Source organism: Nocardia sp. CC213A (genome assembly GCF_030766805.1).
Taxonomy (GTDB): Bacteria; Actinomycetota; Actinomycetes; order Mycobacteriales; family Mycobacteriaceae; genus Nocardia; species Nocardia otitidiscaviarum.
Genome location: NZ_JASFXA010000003.1, coordinates 37754 through 56069 on the forward strand (window position 1 = coordinate 37754; position 18316 = coordinate 56069).

Here is an 18316-nt window from a genome sequence, read left to right on the forward strand (position 1 = left end):
CGGCGGAGACAGGTCGCGAAACACGGCATCCGAATAGTTCTGCACTGTCCGGCCTTCTCATGAGATCCCCCGGCGTCTCGAAGTTCATCTCTACGGCGATCGGTCAACACCGATTCTGATCTTGGCGGGAATGACTGTGCCACAACAGGTGCGCGGATCTCAACACTGGCGCGACGGGCGAAAGCTTGTCCCGCCGAACCCCCTGTCGCTGCGTTCGTTGTAGGCCGAGGTGAGGTGAGTCGTCACCGCCGCTTCTTGTTGATAGGGCTCCACGAGTGTTCGGCCTGCCAGTCGTCGTAATCTTCAGCGTCGGCGAAGTCGGGCGCGGCTTGGGCGGCGGCCTCGTCGTTGCGTTCGCGCGAGTAGGGCGCCGTCAGGGATGCGGCGGGCATGGATGGCTTCTGTGCGAACAGGTCGGGCAGGTTGTCGGCGAGTTCGTCCATCTTCGGCAGCTGGAGGCGTTGTTCGGTCAGCGGCGCCATCAACTCTTGGACCTGGTGAGCGACCTTCTGCGCGGCTTGTTGCACGGCGCTGGTGAACGCGGTGGCGATCTCATCAGCGGATAACCTGTCGAAATCGGGGGTCACCTGGGTCGCGATGACGATGCCATCAGCGTTGACGGTCACGGTAATTCGCCCGTCCGCTGTGGTCGCGCTCGCGGTGAGTTGCGCACGCTTCTTGCTCGCTTCGGTGACCGCCCGGACGTGATCGGAGAAGCCCTCCAACACCGCTGCGGCGTCGATCTGACTGCGTTCAGGGAACACTCGGTGAAACCTCTGCTACGCGAACTTGCTGATGTTGGCTTGCTCCATTGCTTCCAGACGCTGCGCAGCCTCGGTCAGTCCCGTAATGAGATTGCCGAACGAGGTAGACAGGGCATCCGTCCCGCTAGCCATGCTGTCGCTGCCCTTCTCGAAGCCGGTGTCCCCGTTGGCGAATCGTCCGCCGAACTTGTCATCACCCCATGCCGTCGATCCCGGAGAGACCGCCGTGCGGGCGTCTTCGGCGATAGCGTGCAGCTCGGCGCGGATACTGTCGGCGATCGTCGCCGCCTCACGCACCTGCTGCGGATCTACCCGGATCTCTCCCGTCATGCGCCCCTCCCGAGCTTTCTATGCTCACCCACTTTGTATACGCGGATCTAGCGTACGCAGTCGTGGGAGAGACTGTGCCACAGCTCAAACGGAGACACAACATGATCACGAACACCATCGCACCCCTGCGGTGCGCGCCGATTGGCATGCTGCAGTGGGCATGCGGCAAGATGAAACCGATCGTTACTCAGGGCCGCTGAGGCCCTGGAGTGGGGAGGTCGCCGAAATCATGTGCGGGGAGCGGGTGTTATGACCAACACGATGTCATTGGCAGACCTGCGTGGGCAGGTCAGCGCTCCTGACGAGCCACTGCGATTCGAACCGCGCGCGGCAGCGATCGCAGTGCAGGCGTGCGGCGACCTGGTCGGGCAGCTACGGACGGTGCAGGAATCCCTCGACGCCGGTTCTCTCGATAGTGCTACCAACTTGCGGGATTTCGCCGGACCTTACGACACGTTCGGCTCCGGACGTAAGTGGTCCGAGGGCTTCCGGCAGCTGGGCCGGGATCTGAGCGGCGTTGTCGCCTCCCATATCAGTATCGTCACAGAACTATCTGAGCTGTACAGAACGGCAGCCATCGAATTCGCCCGCGCCGAACAGGAATCCGAAGCGGCCTTCCGACAAGCCATCTCCGGATTCGATGGGATCAAGATGCCCGACAAGGCTTCCGGGCCCGCCATCGTTCCCAAGATCACGCAAGCACTCAACGACAAGGTTCCGACACCCGATCCGGTGAAGGAATACAGCGAGAAGCCTAATCGCGGAAACCGAAACGGGGTCCGGTCGCGTGCCTTCGACGACTATCAGGTACCCACGGATGGCAGGGCGGTGTGGCCCGAGAATCCCTTCAGCTACAAGTGGAACGACTTCTACAACCTCGGTCAGAACATCTTCAGCACCACGGCGGTCAGCGCCGCCAGCCACTGGGAGGGCATGCGCGCGACCCTCGAAACAGCCGCCAACACATTCAAGACCGAAATCGGCAAAGTACAGAACTACTGGAGTGGGAACTCCGCGAGTATGGCGGCCGGGACCGTGTCTTCGTACCTCAGCGATATCGAGAAGTTGACCCCGGTCATGAGCGAAGTCCAGACAAGACTGCTCGCTGCGGCCGGCTGGCTGCGCGCCACCAACAGGGAGATGCCCGACATCCCCCAGCCCGAGATCACTCAAGTGACGGCGGGGAGATATGACACCTCCAGCTATCAGGTGAACTACAAGGGCCAAAGTCGCAGGTCTCCCACTCCGGACGGTGCTGTGGAGCCGTTTCTCAAGGAGATCCAATTCGCATGCGAGGCCTACTACGTTGCGGGGATTGCGGAATACAACGAGTCACTCGGTTCACTTTCCCTACCCCGGCCCACAGTTCAACTAGGCACAATTACCCCGCCGATCATCACCGATGACCCAAACACCAACGGGAACCCCACGATCAACAACGGGGCACCCACGGTCACGACCGGATCGCCGGGAACGACCCCGAATATCCCCTCGGAGATCATTGACCTTCCGCAGGACCAGGCACCTACCACTCCGAATCCCGACTCTCCCACTCCGACTGATCCGACCACGCCGACCAACCCGTCCACAACGACCGATACGACCGGTCAGGTGCTGCAAACTCTCCTCCAGCAAGGCGCGCAGTTGGCCCAGTCCGCGGTGGAACAAGGTACACAAGCAGTCCAGCAAGGACTGCAGACAGCGCAGCAAATCGCCCAGCAGGCAGCTCAACTCGCGGCGCAGCAGCCGACCATCCCGACACCGACGATCCCCACTACGACGCCCAGCCCGACCGGCACCCAGCCCACCGTGACCGGGGGAGGCAGCCCCACCACGACGTCGACTCCCATCGACCCGTCGCGCACGACCCAGTCGCGGCTGTTCCCGCGTGCCTCGATCTCCGACACAACCACGGCTCAAACCTCAACCGTCGCTCGTGCCGGGCTGGCCTCCGCCTCCGCCACCACCAGCGGCACCTCCGGCATGCCGATGATGGGCTCGCCGGGCGCGGCCGGTGCCGGACAGCAGGGCTCGGACAAGGAGCACAAGCGACCCGCCTACCTCAGGTCGGGTGGGCATCTCGAAGACGTATTCGACGCCGAACCGGTGTCTGCGAATGCTGTTGTGGAGCGAGGCAAATGAGCACGACGTGGCGCTTCAGTGATTTGGAGTTCCTTGTGCTCTGGGAGCTGTTCACCGGTGAGCGGCTTCCCGCGCCGTTCCTGTTCATCAGCACCACTCCCATGTACTATGACTTTCTTCGTGAGAAGCGTGAAGTGGCAGACAAGGTCCATGCACGATGGGATCGGTCACTCGACGAGCTTGCACAGGTTTTCCAGCAGCCCGACCTTCGAATCTGCGTCGATGGATTCGATTTCCGCGATGACGACGAAATCGACAGTCGGATTCGCGTGATGGCCCTCCGCAAGGCGGGCCGGGGCTTCATTGTCAAGCAGCGGTCCGGTGGCCAGAGCACGCGCGGCAGCGAGTGCACGGTCACCGAATGCGATCCGATACGACTCGCCGAAGAGGTCGTCGCTGGACTCCCCGAATTCGAAGCGGGCCAGCAGCCGGATATTCCACTGGTTGATACAGCTGACGGTGAGGGCTTCGACTACGACCACCATCAGTCGACCGTTAGCACTGCTCTGGAGCACCGAACAGGGTTCCGTTCCAAGAAGTTCCTCAGTGCGCCGACTGTCTGCCTGGGCACGATCGATATCGTCCAGGGACACTCGATCTTCGGTCCGCAAGGCGTCACCGCGCACCGGCTCGAATGGCGTGACCTCATAGATGATGGGCGATACGTCATCGGCGGAGACGGATCGCAGGTCGCCACCGCCGCCGACGCGAAGCGGTTCACTGCCCTCATCAACGCACGGGTCGCCGCGGTGATTCGTGCCATCAAGGACGAACGACAAATCTGAACCGGGAGCCCCGAAATAGCTCGCGTCCCACGGATGATAAGGCTGCGGTTTCCGGTGATCCGTCGCAAGCCACCACGAGTAGTGATGTGGCTGCTTCGAGTGCGGTGAGGGCGAGTATTTTGTTCATCGGACCTTGATCGTCGGGCCGGGGTAGGGGTTGTCGGTGACGGGTGGGTTGTCGTAGGGATTGAGCTTCCGGTCGACGGGTAGAGAATCGATCAGCTGCGCGGCCGTCGCGGCTTTGGCGGCGTCGAAGGTCTCTTTTGCGCCGTCGCCGTCGTCGCCAAGGCCGACATCGACAATGGAGTTTCGATGCCGCGTTCAACATGCCCGGTGACCTCGCTACCAGCGAGGATGTGAGATTCTCGGTGGACTGTGGAGCGTTGTGACCGCTGGCGGATCACGTGCGAGGCTACATTGCCGGTGCCTCGACGCCGTCGATGTCGCGAGCCGACACGGTGGTGGCAGACTCGGCTGGTCTGCCGTGAATCCGTGAGGTTTGTCGGATCTGGCCTCCGGTTGGCGCGGCGGTCGCTTTGATGAGCCGACTGAGCTCGGCGGCCGACCTCCCGGTGAGCTCGGCGATAGCCGAGAGCTTCTCGCCTCGACCGCGCCACTGTCGCAGGTGGTTTCCTTGTCGGCATCGCAGGGCGGTGATCGCGTCACGGTGGACGCGCACGGCCTCGCGGATCTGTTCCTCTATCAGGAGGTAGGCGGCGAGATCGGATTCGTTGGCCTTCTCTCGCTCGATACGCTGTTGACGCCGCGTAGCAAGCGCTCTATGCGCTTGCTGTCGTGCGGATACCACTGACTTTCTTGTTGACATGCTGTCGTCTCCTTACTTCGACGAAATTCGACTCTCATCCTTTCTGGTCCAGCCGCCGCCGGAGCTGTCGGATATGGGGTGTCGAGTATTGGCAGATGGTCACCACTCTATTTCCATTCCTGCATGTCTGCCACAGGTCACTGATTGTATTTCTCTTCTTCTATCGCCCCATCCGCTCACGTATCCGATCCCGTCATCCCTCAGACCTCTTGCATTCAGGCCGCGCGATGTCTCGGCAGTCAAAATTGAGTGTGATACCTGCAGGCGTAGCCCGGTTTTCGGAGTTGGATAAGTCCAGTTTGTGACTGCTGTTGTGATTTGCCTGAGAATAGAATGATAGGAATGGATTATGTTCCTGAGACGAGTTTTGGATCGTTGGCAGTCATTGCGCCGACGCCTGTAGCTTGGAGTTATGACGGCGACGGTCCATAAACTGTCCGCCGGTGACGGGTTCGAATACTACCTTCGGCAGACAGCGGCCCATGACGTGAGTGAGCGCGGGCGCGATTCCTTGGCTGACTACTACTCGGTCAAAGGAGAATCGCCTGGTGTATGGATGGGTTCGGGCCTGTCGGAGTTCGATGCGATCGCGGTAGGGGATGCGGTCACCGAACCGCAGATGCGAGCGTTATTCGGGCTGGGGCGGCACCCGGACGCTGAGGTGATCGAGGACCGGGTATTCGCCGAGCAGTTGGCCGTCGGGACGACAGCGGAGGACGCGCGGCGGAAGGCGTTGTCGGCCTCGCAGTTGGGGCAGCCGTTCCGAATCTACTCGGGGGCCAGCGAGTTTCGGCGACAGTGTGCCGCGGGGTTCACCGGCTACAACCTGGAACACGGACAGCGGTGGAACGCCCCGATTCCAAATGAGGTGCGCGCGGAGATCCGGACCCGCGTCGCCCGGGAACTGTTCATCGCGGAGTTCGATCGCCCACCGTCGAACGACCGAGAGCTGTCGGGCTGGGTGGCCCGCAATTCCCGCAATGCGACGACCGCGGTGTCGGGGTTCGATGTGTGCTTCTCGCCAGTGAAGTCGGTGTCGGTGCTGTGGGCAGTCGCTCCACGAGCGATCGCGGACAGGATCGAACAGGCGCACCGGGCCGCAGTGGCGGACGCGCTGGCGTTCCTGGAAGAGCACGCCGCTTACACCCGGTTGGGAGCGAACGGGGTAGCGCAGGTGGACACGCGCGGTTTGGTGGCGACCGCGTTCGAGCACCGCGAGAGCCGCGCCGGTGACCCGGATCTGCACACTCATGTGGTGGTGTCGACGAAGGTCCGCACTCGCGAGGGCGGGCTGTGGCGGGCCCTGGACGCACGCATGCTGTACCGATTCCTCGTGACCGCGTCGGAGGTCTACAACACCCGCTGCGAACATCACCTGAACACACTTGTTGGGGTGGAATTCGCTGATCGCGGCGATGGCGATCCCGACAAGCGGCCCATCCGCGAAATCGTCGGCGTCGCGGAGGCATTGCGACGGTTGTGGTCTCGCCGCGACGCTGCGATCGAGGCCCGTTTGGCCGAGCTGGCGCGCCGATTCCACGCCGAATGGGGACGCGAGCCGACCACGGTGGAGATGCTGAAGTTGTCCGAGCGTGCCACGCTCGACACCCGTCCGGCCAAACACGACCTGCGTTCGCGTGCCGAGCAGCGCTCCACGTGGTGGGCCGAAGCGGTCGAGCTGCTCGGTGAAGAGGCGGTGGTCGAGATGATCTGGAACGCCTGCCATCCCAAGCCGACGCGGCGGGTCGAGGTGACGCCGGAATGGATCGAGACCGTGGCGAATCGGGTCATCGACATCGTGTCGCGCAAGCGGTCGGTGTGGCAGGCCAGCCATGTGCGCTCGGAAGCTGAACGCCAGATCCGTGGGCACGTCCATGCCGAGGATTGGGAACGGGCGGCCGATGCAGTCACCACCGCAGCGCTCGGGACGGCGCGGTCGATCGCACTCACTCAACCCGACCGCTTCACCGAACCGAACTTGTTGCGCCGTGCGGACCACACCAGCGTCTACACCGTGGCCGAATCACAGCAGTACACCTCGGCGGCTGTGCTGGCCGCCGAGCATCGACTCGTCGTCGCCGCGCACGACGATGGCGCACGCACAGTCGACGATGCCTGCGTCGATATCGCGCTGCTGGAGTTCACGGCGAACAACAACGGCCGCGAACTCAATGCCGGACAGGCGGCGATGGTGCGTGAATTCGCCACCTCGGGACGACGGTTGCAGGTGGCCATCGCGCCGGCCGGGACGGGCAAGACGGTGGCGATGCAGGTACTGGTGCGGGCCTGGATGAGCGACGGCGGCAGCGTTGTCGGGCTCACGCCGACCGCGGCGTCCGCGGCCGTGCTGGAGGCCGAGATCGGGGCCGGGGTGCCGGTGGCCACCATCGACAAACTCGGCTACATCCTGACCCACCTCACGCCGGAAACGGCTGCACGGGTGCATGTTCCGGCATGGGTACACACCATCGGCCCGCGCACGTTGGTGATCATCGATGAGGCCGCCAAAGCCTCCACCCGGCAACTGGACCTGACGGTCGATTTCCTATTGCGCCGCGGCGCCGTCGTGCGCGCGATCGGCGACGACCGGCAGCTGGCCTCGATCACCGCGGGCGGGGTGCTGCGCGATATTGCCGACACCGCTGGCGCGGTCACGCTCTCCCGGGTGATGCGCTTCCACGATCCCGCAGAGGCTGCCGCAACCTTGGCGGTACGTGACGGGGATCCGTCGGTGATCGCGTTCTACGCCGACCGCGACCGCCTGCACATCGGCACGCTGGACCGGGTCATCGACCGCTGCTACACCGACTGGGCGCGGGATCGTGCCGCTGGTCTGGACGCGGTGATGCTCGCACCGACACGCGAGATCGTGGCCATCCTGAACCGGCGTGCCCGCAGCGATCGGATCGCAACGGCCGCGCGCGTGGTCGGACCGGAAGTCGAGCTGGCGGACGGGTTGTCGGCCTCTGCCGCGGACGTGATCTGTACCCGCCGCAACGACCCGCGACTGCGGTTCAGCGGGACCGACTACGTCCGCAACGGCTACCGCTGGCGTGTGCTCGAGGTACGCCGCGACGGCAGCGTGCTGGCCGCGCATCTGGATTCCGGCCGTCATGTGTTGCTGCCGTGTGAGTACGTCTGCGAGGAGGTGACGTTGGGGTGGGCCACGACCATAGACTCCGCCCAAGGCGTCACCGCCGACACCGGGCACAGCGTTCTCACCGGCGCGGAGAGCCGTGCTCAACTGTATGTCGCGATCTCGCGCGGTCGCCGACGCAACGATATCTACGCCCAGACCGCCGTCGATATCGCCCACCAACAGCACAGCGAACGGTCCCTGCACCCGCCGACCGTGGTCGACATCCTCACCGAGATCCTCGCCCGCGACACCATCCAACAGTCGGCGACGAGCAGTCATCGCAGCACCTTCGCTGTCACAACTCGGCTCGCGCACGCCGCCGACGCCTTCGCCCATGCACTCGGCGCGACGGCCGAACACCTCGCCGGACCCGAGGTGATGAACCGAATCGACATCGCGGCCGAACAGCTGTATCCCGGTCTCACCGACTGCGGCGGATGGCCTGCGCTGCGCCAGCACCTAGCCATCATCGCGATCACCCCGGACGACCGCGGGCAGCCCGGCGATCCGCAGCAACGCCTCGCCACCGCGATCACCGAGCGCGACTTCGACGGCGTCCGCGATCCGGCCGCCGTGCTCGATTGGCGGCTGAACCGCACCGACTCGCACACGAGCGCATCCGGCCCGCTGCCGTGGCTGCCCGGCATCCCCGACGTGCTGCACGACCACCCGGAATTCGGCCCGTACCTGGCCGCACGCGCCCACCTGGTCACCCACCTCGCCGCCGACATCCGACACCACACGCAGGCATGGGTGTCGGCGACCGCACCAGCCTGGTCGCGACCGTTACTGACTCGGCACGCCACCGCTGAGGCGGGCAGACAAGCTCTCGTCGGTGACGTTGCGGTGTGGCGAGCGGCCCGTCGCATCGGCGACGCCGATCATCGGCCGACAGGGCCGCGACTGCCCGACTTCGGTCCCGCCCACCGCCACCAACGTGCCCTCGATGACCGGATCTTCACCCTGGTAGGCGATCTCAGCGACACCCTCGGCAAGTGGGTGCCCACCGTTGACCGCATCGACCCCCGCATTTCCGCCGACGCTTTCTGGCCCGCCGTTGCCGCCAAGCTCGACGTTGCGCACCGCTCCGGGCTCGATGTTCCAGCACTGCTCCACAGCGCGGCCGAGAACGGTCCGCTGCCCGAAGAACAACCCGCTGCCGCATTGTGGTGGCGGCTCGCGGGAGAACTGGATCTCGGCGTACTCGACGCGGACCACCGCCACTCGGATCCCTTGCGGCCGTGGTGGATCACCGATGTCGATGATGTCCTTGGTCCCGCTCTGACCGCATTCGTACAGGCTGATCCCGCGTGGCCACGCCTGGTCGCCGCCGTCGAATCCGCCGACCCGACCCACTGGACGCCTCGTGAGCTACTGGCCACCGCCAGCACACTGCTCACCGATGCGTGCCACGCCGACGATCGGCCCCGCCCCGACCACTACGCCACCGCCGTGGCATGGCGGATCACTGCCCTCGCCCGCCATCACCTCGACCTCCACCGCACCGCCGCAGACCTACCCACCGAGCCGCCGCCACACCCCGACGAGGACACTGAATATGCCGCCCGCCAAGGCATCCCACTCGATCCTGAACAGCACCTTCCAGCCCCACCGAGCGCACCGGACCCACTGGTTGCCGACCTATCGGTCGACCTCGACACGGACTACCTAGCGTCCCTCGAAGCGCTCGCCCCACCGGACGATTTCCCTCCTGCAGACACCGATGAACCGTACGACGGCCGGTGGTCCAACTCCGATGACACGAGCTGGGAACCACCGGTGGACCCGGCTACCATCCCCGACCACCGCGACCTCCCGCCCACCGAACGCGCCGCGATACTGCGCGCCGAACACGACGACTACGTCCGCACCTACCGCAAGCTGTCCATCGCCTACCACCGCGGCACCGGTCGCCACCTCCGAGCGGTACAGGCCCATCTCGACCAGCTCCGAGCCCGCCGCGACGCACAACGCCCCTACCTGCTCGCCGCTCGTGACGCACACGCAGAGTGGGTCGCCGCCGACCAGGAAGCCGCCACCCTCCGCGCCCGGGTCGACGAACTCACCGACCGAGTCCACAGCAGAGATGGCGACCACGACCTGGACGACCTGGACGCACTGCTCACGGCAATCCCCGACTCCGCCGCGCGAACCGCGTTCGCCGAACAGATCGCCGACCTGCGCGCCGGGCCACCATCCAGCAGCGAGATGCTCGATCTGTATCTGGCGAAGATCTCGGCCGACTTCGCCACCGAAGCCGCCGACCGAGCGAAAGACCGCTCCGACGGCGCATTTCGCGCGCTCCTCGATGCCGCCGGGCCAGCCGGAATCGTCACCGCCGCGGATGTCGACGTCGCGCGCCTCGCCGCCGACGATCTCGACCTGGCAGAACTCAACCAAGCACGCTTCCGCTGCGAATGGAAACTCGCGCAGCTCCAGCGATTCGGCGTGCAACCCACCCCGCCATCGGAGCCGTCGGGCCGCAGTGGACCCCATCCCACCGGGCTCACCTGTCCTGCCAGTAGCGGCATCGAACCGCGAATCAGCCATACCGAGCCCAGGCCCGATCGGCAACTCCGACACCTCACCGATGGCGAACTCGACCAACGCATCCGCGACCTCACCACCCGAATCGCGCTGGTCACCACGGCGGACGCGGTCCTGTTCCGCTGGACCCGGACCGACACATCGGACTTCGATCAAGAGCTACTTCGACAACGTCTCACAGCCGATGTCGAACAGCGCCGCGACGCCCTCGCCGCCGCACGCGCGGAACAACAACGGCGCTGCGAGCTTCCGAGCGGAAGGCGGGAGGCGGAACAGTTCGGACGAGAATCCCAAAGGGATCGCGAGACCCAGCAGCAGGGGTCCGGAGAGACTAGATTCGATCCTGAAACCAGCGCTGACGCAGACATATCCGGGGTACTGGACCTCTGACCTTACGTTCAGCAGCCCACCCAGGGATCAGTCAGCTGCCTGAGGACTGCTCGATCAGACGTGCTTGGTGGTGGCGGAGCGCTGAGAAATTTGTGGGTCTAGACCGGCATTCCGGCGAGGTGTGGCGTACCGGTGGGGTCGGTCTTGGAGCTCTCCCGTGGAACATGTCTGGGTTCCTAGACGTGGTGATAGGGAAACATCGCATAGTTTGCCGGAGTGTCGCCACTGCTCGAAGTCTTTCTTCTCGTTAGTGTTTGCAGGCACATTCAGCTTGTTAGCTGTCGGGGGTGACGGGCTGCTGTATTCGGATGTGTCCTGATGAGGGTTATGAGGAGGGGACTTGAGATCTGTTCAGCAGCAAACGGTTTCGGTGCGGCTTCCATTCGCACGAGGAGCGTGCGCCACCGTGGTGATGGCGGCGGTCGCCGTGCTCACCGCAGGCACCATCGCCGCCTATGCCCAACCTGCGACGACACCTCCATTGACGACTTCCGTCGCGCCGCGGCCATCCACGACAAGCCCCACCCCCTCGACATCGACGCCCTCGTCGACGACACGAACACCGGTCACCGGGACGACGGCACCGACGACCACGACGCCATCGACCACGGTGCCGGGCACGCCGTCGGTGACCCCACCTGCGAGGACACCACCCGACGCGGCACGAGGCGGTTCGTGCCCGGCCGGCCCGCCGGGCGGGAAGAAGGCGAAGCCGGAGAAGTGGGAGCCAACCGAGAAGCCGAATCGGGAGGTCATACCGGGCAAGATGCGCTCGGACTGCCAGGAGATCCCCGAGGGGTTCAGCAAGGAGGACGCCGACAAGGCCGAGACCATGGAAGCGCAGCTGGCGGCTACTTCAGGTGAGGTGACCGCGTTCGCCGCGCCTGGCTGTCAGGTGTACTGGCCCGCTCCGTTCGAGGTGTGCGGTGCGATCCGCGACAAATACAACGAGCTCGGCGGCCCGAACGGCTTCCTGTTGTGGCCGACCAGCAACGAGCTGACCAATCCCGATGGTGTGGGGAAGCGCTCGACGTTCCAGAACGGGCCGATCTACTGGTCGCCGTGGGGTGGAGCGCATCCGGTGGTGAACCATTTCTTCGCGGCCTGGCAGCGTCACGGTTGGGAAAGCGGATACCTGGGCTACCCGCGCACCGATGAGATCCCTGGCGTCAATCTCGGGCGCCGCCAGGAGTTCGACGGTGGCGCCATCTACTGGCATGCCAATGAGGCATATGCCATCGGCGGTGCGATCCGGGAGAAGTGGAACTCTGTGGGGGCCGAGGGCGGCCCGCTCGGGTATCCGACTTCCGACGAACTGCCGGTGACCAAGCACAACGGGCGCTACAACAATTTCGAGAACGGCACCATCACCTGGTCGGCACCGGCCGGGAGTCGTCTGCTCTACGGGGCGATCCGGGACCGGTGGGCCGAAGTGGGCAGGGAAGATGGCGAACTCGGCCTGCCGCTGACTGATGAGCAAGTCGCGTCCGACGGTGTCGGCCATTTCGTGTTCTTCGAAAACGGCAGCGCGATCTATTGGTTCCCCGTCGTCGGCGCATGGCGAGTCCCGGTGTTCCTGCTCAATGTGTGGGGCGATCTCGGATACGAGAGCAGCACTTTGGGATACCCGGTCGAGAACCCTCGGACCACTGACCTTCCTCCGGGGCTGTCGATGGCCCAGGAATTCCAGAAGGGCGCGATCGCGCACGCACCCGACGGCGAGGTCTATATCGCCGAAGTCGACCAACAGTGACAGCCCGCCGGATCGTTCCCTGGGACAGCACTCGATCAGGAGAAACCATTGAGATCAATCAGCGTCGTACTGGCGGCCGCCTTCATGATGGGCGTCACCATCATCGGTACAGGCCCCGCACACGCTCAAGTCACCGACGACTGCAGCACGCGGGACCCCGCTTTCCCGAATCACAACAGCTCAGAAGTGCTGCGTACCGTTGAAACGAAGGTCGGCACCTTCCCGATCCGTCGAGGCTTCTACTGTGTCCCCAACGACGCTGTCGGCGACCCTGTGGCGGAGTATCAGCGAGGCTTCGGCTTCGGCTACGACAAGGCGCGACATCGGCATGCCATCACGAAGATCAAGATCATGGAGTGGCCGCTGAAGCACTCGACCCCGCAGAAGAACACCGACGGCCATTACAACTTCTACGCGCTGGCGCGGAAGGGGCGCTGCGACAGCAATGGCAAGAACTGCGAGATCACAGAGAGGATGCCCGTCGTCGCGGTCGTGAGCCCCAAGAACTTCGACACCTACTACACCATGCCCGCAGGGAACCCGGTCGGGTTCCTGACCTTCTACTGCGACTCCGGTGATCCGTCTAAATTGCGGTGCCCGGACTGGGTCAACACAGCACTGGATATCTTCAAATAGCCCACACGCCCACGACTTCGAGCCAGCGGGGTAGACCATGGTCGACATCAGCGCGGACCAGATCACCGCCGAGGTGACGCAACGGTTCCGTGGCGAGCTCGCCGCGCAGCACGCAGCCGGCCGCAGTGCGATCCGCGGCGGCGGCTGGTCCAACATCGAAACACTGCGGTGGCCACAGCAGGACCGAGACGTGCGCGGACCGGCGGTGAGTGTTCCCGACCTCGACGTCGCTACCGCCATCGACTATCTCGATGTCTCCGATCTGGGCAGCTTCGGCGACGACCGCGCTGTCAACGCCGTCTTGGTCGAGGTGTGGGGCTACCCATCGGGCTGGACACGAGCACCCGTGTGTCCTGGCGAGGGCATCGCGGTGCCCGAGATCGAGGCACAGGGGTGGGCGCGGGCCTTGCTCGGCCCGCAGTGGTCGCCGGCGGCCTACCGGCTACGCAATATCGGTGGGCCGTACACGCACCTGTTCCGCGCGGTAGCCCTGGTCGGCCAGGACGGTCATGCTCTGGCCGCGCCCGAGGACTTCTTCTTCGGATTCTTCGCCACGGAACTGGTCATCGGAGCGGACCAGGTAGCGGTACAGCCCCTGCTGCCCGGGGCCACTACGCCAGCTGCGGAGGTCATCGCTGCCTCCGTCCGTGCCTCGAGCCTGTGCTGGCAGGTCGAGCCCAGCGGCGACATCGCCCCCGACATCGAGAAGGCGGTGTCGGCGCTGTCGCGCATGCTGCAACCCAAAGGGGCGATCAACCACTTCTTCACTCTGGTGTCGCTGCGGGTCGAGGGCCGCACCGCGATCATCGGTTTCGAGAACACCAAGATTCATCGTTACGGCGAAGAGCGGGTATCCCTGCCTACCGACCGCGACTTCGACGAAGGCAGCGATTTCTACCGGACGACCGTGCCACGGCTGCCGACGCCGCCGCACAATGCCGAGGAGTGGGCAGGGCAGATGAACACCATCCTGCGTGAGTTATTCGCCACCGGTGGCATGGGATTGACCTACTACTAGCCTCTGGAACGCGGGCGTGCCCAGACCGACTCGAAGGAGTAGTTCGGTGGTCGACAAACAGAACCCTTTCGACGAGCAGGTTGATGACCTCGCAGACCTGGGGGAACCCAGCATCGACGGACCCGAGCCGAGGAGTGCCCGCGATTTCGTCGAAGACTCCCGCCCCCGACCTGGAACCGCACCCGAGACACTCACACCTTCCGGCCCGGCCGTTACCGAAGAAGACGGTGGATGGACGGCCACCGCCGCCGGAAACTGAATTCCCAGCGATACACGGACAGTCCCGACAGGCTGGTCTCGCGAGCGAACGGAATTGCATCGGCCGACCTGGCTCGATACCACAGAGGTATCGGGCGTTGCGGGCGGTCGATCAGGTGGTGGTTGCTCGCCACTGCAGCCGGCTTTCGAGAAGTAGGAACAGTGGGCGAACGAAATTCTGGTCCCACCAGGGGTTTTGCTTCCGCTGCTCAGGGGTGGGGTGGGGTTCTTGCAGGTTGGTGACGGCGAATCCGGCTGCGGTGATCATGCCGATGTAGGTCTCGAGGGAGAAGAATTGTTGGACTGATGGTGCTGGCGAGATGCGGCCGGCGACGTTGAAGTTCTGCTCGACTGACCGGATATCGAAGTAGCCGTCGACGGAGAAGTCGGTGGTGGTGGCCGGTGTTCGTTCGGCGCGGGCGCCATAGAAGCAGGGGTGCATGCTGAGCAGGATCAGCCGCCCGGACGGGTTGAGGACGCGCGCGAATTCGTGGAAGCGGCGGCCAGGATCGGCGATGCCGTTGGGCAGTCTGTTGGCGACGACGAGGTCCACGCTGCGATCGGGCAACGGCAGCGATGCGACGTCGGCGTGGTGGTAGGTCGCGGTGTCCGGGTGGGTGTCGGGGTGGGATCGGGCGGCGGTGACGAGCTGCTCGCAGGTGTCCACGCCGTGCACATGCGCTGCGCCCCGGCGGACGAGTTCTCGGGTCAGGTATCCCTCGCCGCAGCCGGCGTCGAGGATGTGCAGGCCGGTGGGGTCGCCGATCATGTCGAGCAGGGCCGGGTCGGTCAGTTGGGTCTGGTAGGGGTCGAGGCGGTCGCGGATGATGGTGATCCAGAATTCCGCGTTCTTCGTGTAGGCATCCGACACTCGCTCGTCACCCAGCACGGCCGCTCCTCACTAGTTGTGTCGCTGGCTACCGAATCGACTTCCGCAACGCCACGGTCGCCGCCCGAACGCGCGCATCGGCGACTCCGTGTTCCAGCCGCTGCTCCACTGCGGTCCGCAGTTCCGCCTGCAGCGACCCGAAGGTCGGATCGTAGTCCAGCACAGCCGGGATCGCGGTGGTAACGAGATAGTGCAGATAGGCATCATTGAGGGCGGATAGATCGCGGATCATCTCCGCTGCCGTGCGATTCAACTGTTTCGCCGTGAGCGCGAACTCCGGCGTCTGCGGCTCGTCACCGCAGAAGGTGGCCAACGACCACAGCTCGTTGCGGCGCAGCAGTGGGCGGGCATCCAGCTGTCGCTGGTAGGCGAAGGCGGCGTCGGGGTCGTCGCTGTGCAACAGCATGCCGATGACGCTGCTGCGGTACGCGAAGGCCGCGCTGCGGTCGGCGGCCGTATTCGATACCTCGGCGGGGACAGCGCCGGTCAGTTTGGTTGCCTTGTGGACCAGGATTCCGTAGCCCACCGTCGTGCGCAGCGAATTGCAGCCGGTGTCGACGACCCCGATCAGCTGCAGCGCCTTGTCGACCAGGAGATCAGGCGCGGCCAGCACCCCGTGGTCGGGCGCGATGACGGCGTCGAGCGCGATGCTTTGGCCGCTGCCCCAGCAGCGAGCCAGACTCGCGATCGCGGTGCGAGAATCCAATCGCATTACGCTGGCCGTCGCTTCCAGTGCGGTCACCAAATGCTGAACGGGCTGCCCCCGCGCGATCAGGGTTTCCAGCCTGTCGAATCGCACCTCGAGGCCGGAGTCGGCGCACTCGGTCAGCACCGAGTCGATCCGTGCGGCGTGGCTGCGCCCATCCACGTAGGCGAGCAAACTCGGTATCGCGGTGATCAGGCGCTGCAAGGTCGCGCCAGAAACTCCGTCCAGCCACGATTCGTCCTGCCACAGCCGCGATAGCGTGCTGCCGGGTACCCGCGCCAAGAACCCCACATCGGACATCCCCAACTGGTCGACCGCCGCGATCGCAGCTAATGGCTGCGGCGTGATCAGCCCGCATGGGCCATGGCCGGACGGCACATGCCCGGGACGTGGCCCGGTCCCGCCGTGCCCTGTCGGCTGGGCACCGCGGCGGTCATCTGTGACCCGCGCCATAGCACAATGCTATGCCGACCACAAGGTCTGTTCCATCCGTTGAAGCCTGCTGGCCTGCATCGTTGCCCTCAGCGCACGATCTTGGGAGCAGTCCACGCATCCACGCCGCAACCCGGGAGGACGAGCTCGAGCACGCGATTCGCCTCCCCGCCCCGCGCCACACGGATCCGTGGACACGATCGGAGGAGGTACGCCATGAGCCACAAAGATCCTCAGGACGCGAAATCCCTCGGCCGTGCAGACCGGCACAGCCCAGCTCGGCCTCGTCGGAACCTGGAACCCGCACCCGCCGCGGATTCCTGTAGCGGCTCGCAACAGTTCTCCTCCACCGGCAAGGACCGCGCTCGTCGATGCTGGGTCGTCGCGGAAACCCTCTCGGGCCCAGCCCGGTCGTCGGTCGTTCTGGACGGAGCAGAACCGCGCCAATTCTCCAAGCTCACCCGCTCGAGCATCGCTGCCAACGCCTTGGTCGCCCGCGAACTGGACTCGGTGGTGCGGGAGTGCGCGACAGCGGGCGGCACCTGCAGCACGGAGGTCACCCTGCCCGACGGGCAGGTGAAACGGATTGCCGCAATCCCGGTCATCGGCCCCTCCGGACGCGTCCACGCCACCAGGATCTGGGTCGACAGCGTGAACGCCGAACTACCCGAGAAACCGGTCGTCGGCGCGATGGAATGGAGCGCCGGCGGTGTCGTCACGGCTGACCCCGCCGCCACCTACCTGCTGCAACTTCCCTTCGGGGAGCTTCCCCACGGCAATACGATTCCCGAACTGCTATCCCGATTCGACCAATGGGACGATCGCGCGAACTTCCTGTCGATGTTCAACATGGTCAACCCGACCGACCACTGGATCGGCACCGCCACCACCACCTACGACGACGGCACCGATCATCAGCTGCAGTTCGCCGCACGAGCCAGCGGGCACGGACCCGACCGCGTCGTCCGCGCGATCGTGTTCGAAGCCGCCACAGACCCGTCCGCGATCTGCACCGACCCGTGCACCCTCGTCTTCCGGCAGATGCCGATACCGCTCGGCCACGCGATGGGGTTGGTGGACCTGCCCAGCGGGTTCGTCCACGAATGGCTCGCCGAGCAGCGCACACCGCTCGCGGGCTGGCGACACCACCAGCCCGAATTCGACTACAACAGCAGACTCTTGGCAGCCGAAACCTGCTTCGCCCTCGCATCCGGCGTACGGCGCGAGGCCGCGACGCAAGCGCGCCTGCGCTTCTCACCGCAAGACGAGTGGATGGTGTTGGACGCCAAATGGACTCGGATCAACGGGCGTCGTCGTCGCCCGCAGGCGCTCATCGATGTCACGCCGGTGTCACCGAACCCGGTGCCCCTGATCCGCGGCTGCCGCATCTGCCAGGATCTTGTACACCGTCCCACACCGGCAGCCTGGGGCCCCGAGTTCGAAAGTCCGGCGACCGAGTAGGCCGCGACCAGCCTTGGTGGGTTGTGCGGTCAGCAGTTCCTCAATCCGTGTCCAGGGTATGACGGCGCGGAACGCGCCGCATTGGCGTGCGAGATTCTCTCCGGCCGCCTCGACACGGGCCGCAGCCTCCCGTAGGCGGCCTGGATTCTCACCCAGTGCTTCCGCCAGCCACAGTAGTCCGGGCGCGCACTTGAAGTGGGTGTAGAAGAACCGGGCATCCTGACCGGGGTTCTTGCGGCC

14 protein-coding genes are annotated in these 18316 nt (G+C 65.0%); 9 read left to right on the forward strand and 5 right to left on the reverse strand.

Annotated elements, in window-relative coordinates; all coding sequences use genetic code 11:
• Positions 1–242 precede the first annotated feature (242 nt).
• Together QJS31_RS06165 and QJS31_RS06170 are read right to left on the reverse strand one after the other, a co-directional pair.
• On the reverse strand, positions 243–764 hold the full coding sequence (locus tag QJS31_RS06165) for a YbaB/EbfC family nucleoid-associated protein (protein WP_306356150.1): 522 nt from the start codon (positions 762–764) through the stop codon (positions 243–245).
• Positions 765–779: 15 nt separating this feature from the next.
• Complete coding sequence (locus QJS31_RS06170) at positions 780–1094, reverse strand: hypothetical protein (RefSeq protein ID WP_306356151.1); 315 nt, start codon at positions 1092–1094, stop codon at positions 780–782.
• Between the two features lie 249 nt (positions 1095–1343).
• Between QJS31_RS06170 and QJS31_RS06175 the strand changes: the two genes are divergently transcribed.
• The 4 genes from QJS31_RS06175 (at position 1344) to mobF (ending at position 10923) form a co-directional block, all read left to right on the forward strand.
• Positions 1344–3236 carry a PPE domain-containing protein gene (locus QJS31_RS06175; RefSeq protein WP_306356152.1) on the forward strand — a complete coding sequence of 631 codons (1893 nt, stop codon included), beginning with the start codon at positions 1344–1346 and terminating at the stop codon, positions 3234–3236.
• Positions 3233–4021, forward strand: a complete 789-nt coding sequence (locus tag QJS31_RS06180; protein WP_306356153.1) for an ESX secretion-associated protein EspG — start codon at positions 3233–3235, stop codon at positions 4019–4021. The genes QJS31_RS06175 and QJS31_RS06180 overlap by 4 nt, the downstream gene beginning before the upstream one ends.
• A 499-nt stretch (positions 4022–4520) precedes the next feature.
• Positions 4521–4832 carry a hypothetical protein gene (locus QJS31_RS06185; RefSeq protein WP_306356154.1) on the forward strand — a complete coding sequence of 104 codons (312 nt, stop codon included), beginning with the start codon at positions 4521–4523 and terminating at the stop codon, positions 4830–4832.
• Positions 4833–5259: 427 nt separating this feature from the next.
• The gene (gene mobF, locus QJS31_RS06190; protein ID WP_306356155.1) at positions 5260–10923 is read left to right on the forward strand and encodes a MobF family relaxase; all 5664 of its coding nucleotides are present in this window, start codon (positions 5260–5262) and stop codon (positions 10921–10923) included.
• A 453-nt stretch (positions 10924–11376) separates the two neighbouring features.
• On the opposite strand, the gene QJS31_RS06195 is transcribed toward mobF, so the two are convergent.
• Entirely contained in the window at positions 11377–11679 is a 303-nt protein-coding gene (locus QJS31_RS06195; RefSeq protein ID WP_306356156.1) for a hypothetical protein, read from the reverse strand.
• A 10-nt stretch (positions 11680–11689) separates the two neighbouring features.
• Between QJS31_RS06195 and QJS31_RS06200 the strand changes: the two genes are divergently transcribed.
• The 4 genes from QJS31_RS06200 to QJS31_RS06215 are packed head-to-tail and all read left to right on the forward strand — an operon-like array spanning position 11690 to position 14589.
• Positions 11690–12676 (forward strand): LGFP repeat-containing protein, encoded by a 987-nt coding sequence (locus QJS31_RS06200; RefSeq protein ID WP_306356157.1) that lies wholly within the window; start codon positions 11690–11692, stop codon positions 12674–12676.
• A gap of 48 nt (positions 12677–12724) precedes the next feature.
• The gene (locus tag QJS31_RS06205) at positions 12725–13312 is read left to right on the forward strand and encodes a hypothetical protein (protein ID WP_306356158.1); all 588 of its coding nucleotides are present in this window, start codon (positions 12725–12727) and stop codon (positions 13310–13312) included.
• A gap of 37 nt (positions 13313–13349) precedes the next feature.
• The gene (locus QJS31_RS06210; protein ID WP_306356159.1) at positions 13350–14330 is read left to right on the forward strand and encodes a hypothetical protein; all 981 of its coding nucleotides are present in this window, start codon (positions 13350–13352) and stop codon (positions 14328–14330) included.
• Between the two features lie 46 nt (positions 14331–14376).
• A complete protein-coding gene (locus QJS31_RS06215; RefSeq protein WP_306356160.1) occupies positions 14377–14589 on the forward strand; it encodes a hypothetical protein in 213 nt (70 codons plus the stop codon).
• Positions 14590–14700: 111 nt separating this feature from the next.
• Here the strand turns inward: QJS31_RS06215 and QJS31_RS06220 are convergent, their stop codons facing one another.
• Together QJS31_RS06220 and QJS31_RS06225 are read right to left on the reverse strand one after the other, a co-directional pair.
• Positions 14701–15477: a class I SAM-dependent methyltransferase gene (locus QJS31_RS06220; protein WP_306356161.1), complete on the reverse strand. Its 777-nt coding sequence runs from the start codon at positions 15475–15477 to the stop codon at positions 14701–14703.
• A gap of 28 nt (positions 15478–15505) precedes the next feature.
• A complete protein-coding gene (locus tag QJS31_RS06225; protein WP_306356162.1) occupies positions 15506–16474 on the reverse strand; it encodes a hypothetical protein in 969 nt (322 codons plus the stop codon).
• Positions 16475–16831: 357 nt separating this feature from the next.
• On the opposite strand from QJS31_RS06225, the gene QJS31_RS06230 reads away from it, so the two are divergent.
• Positions 16832–18076 carry a GAF domain-containing protein gene (locus tag QJS31_RS06230; protein WP_306356163.1) on the forward strand — a complete coding sequence of 415 codons (1245 nt, stop codon included), beginning with the start codon at positions 16832–16834 and terminating at the stop codon, positions 18074–18076.
• Positions 18077–18316 lie beyond the last annotated feature (240 nt).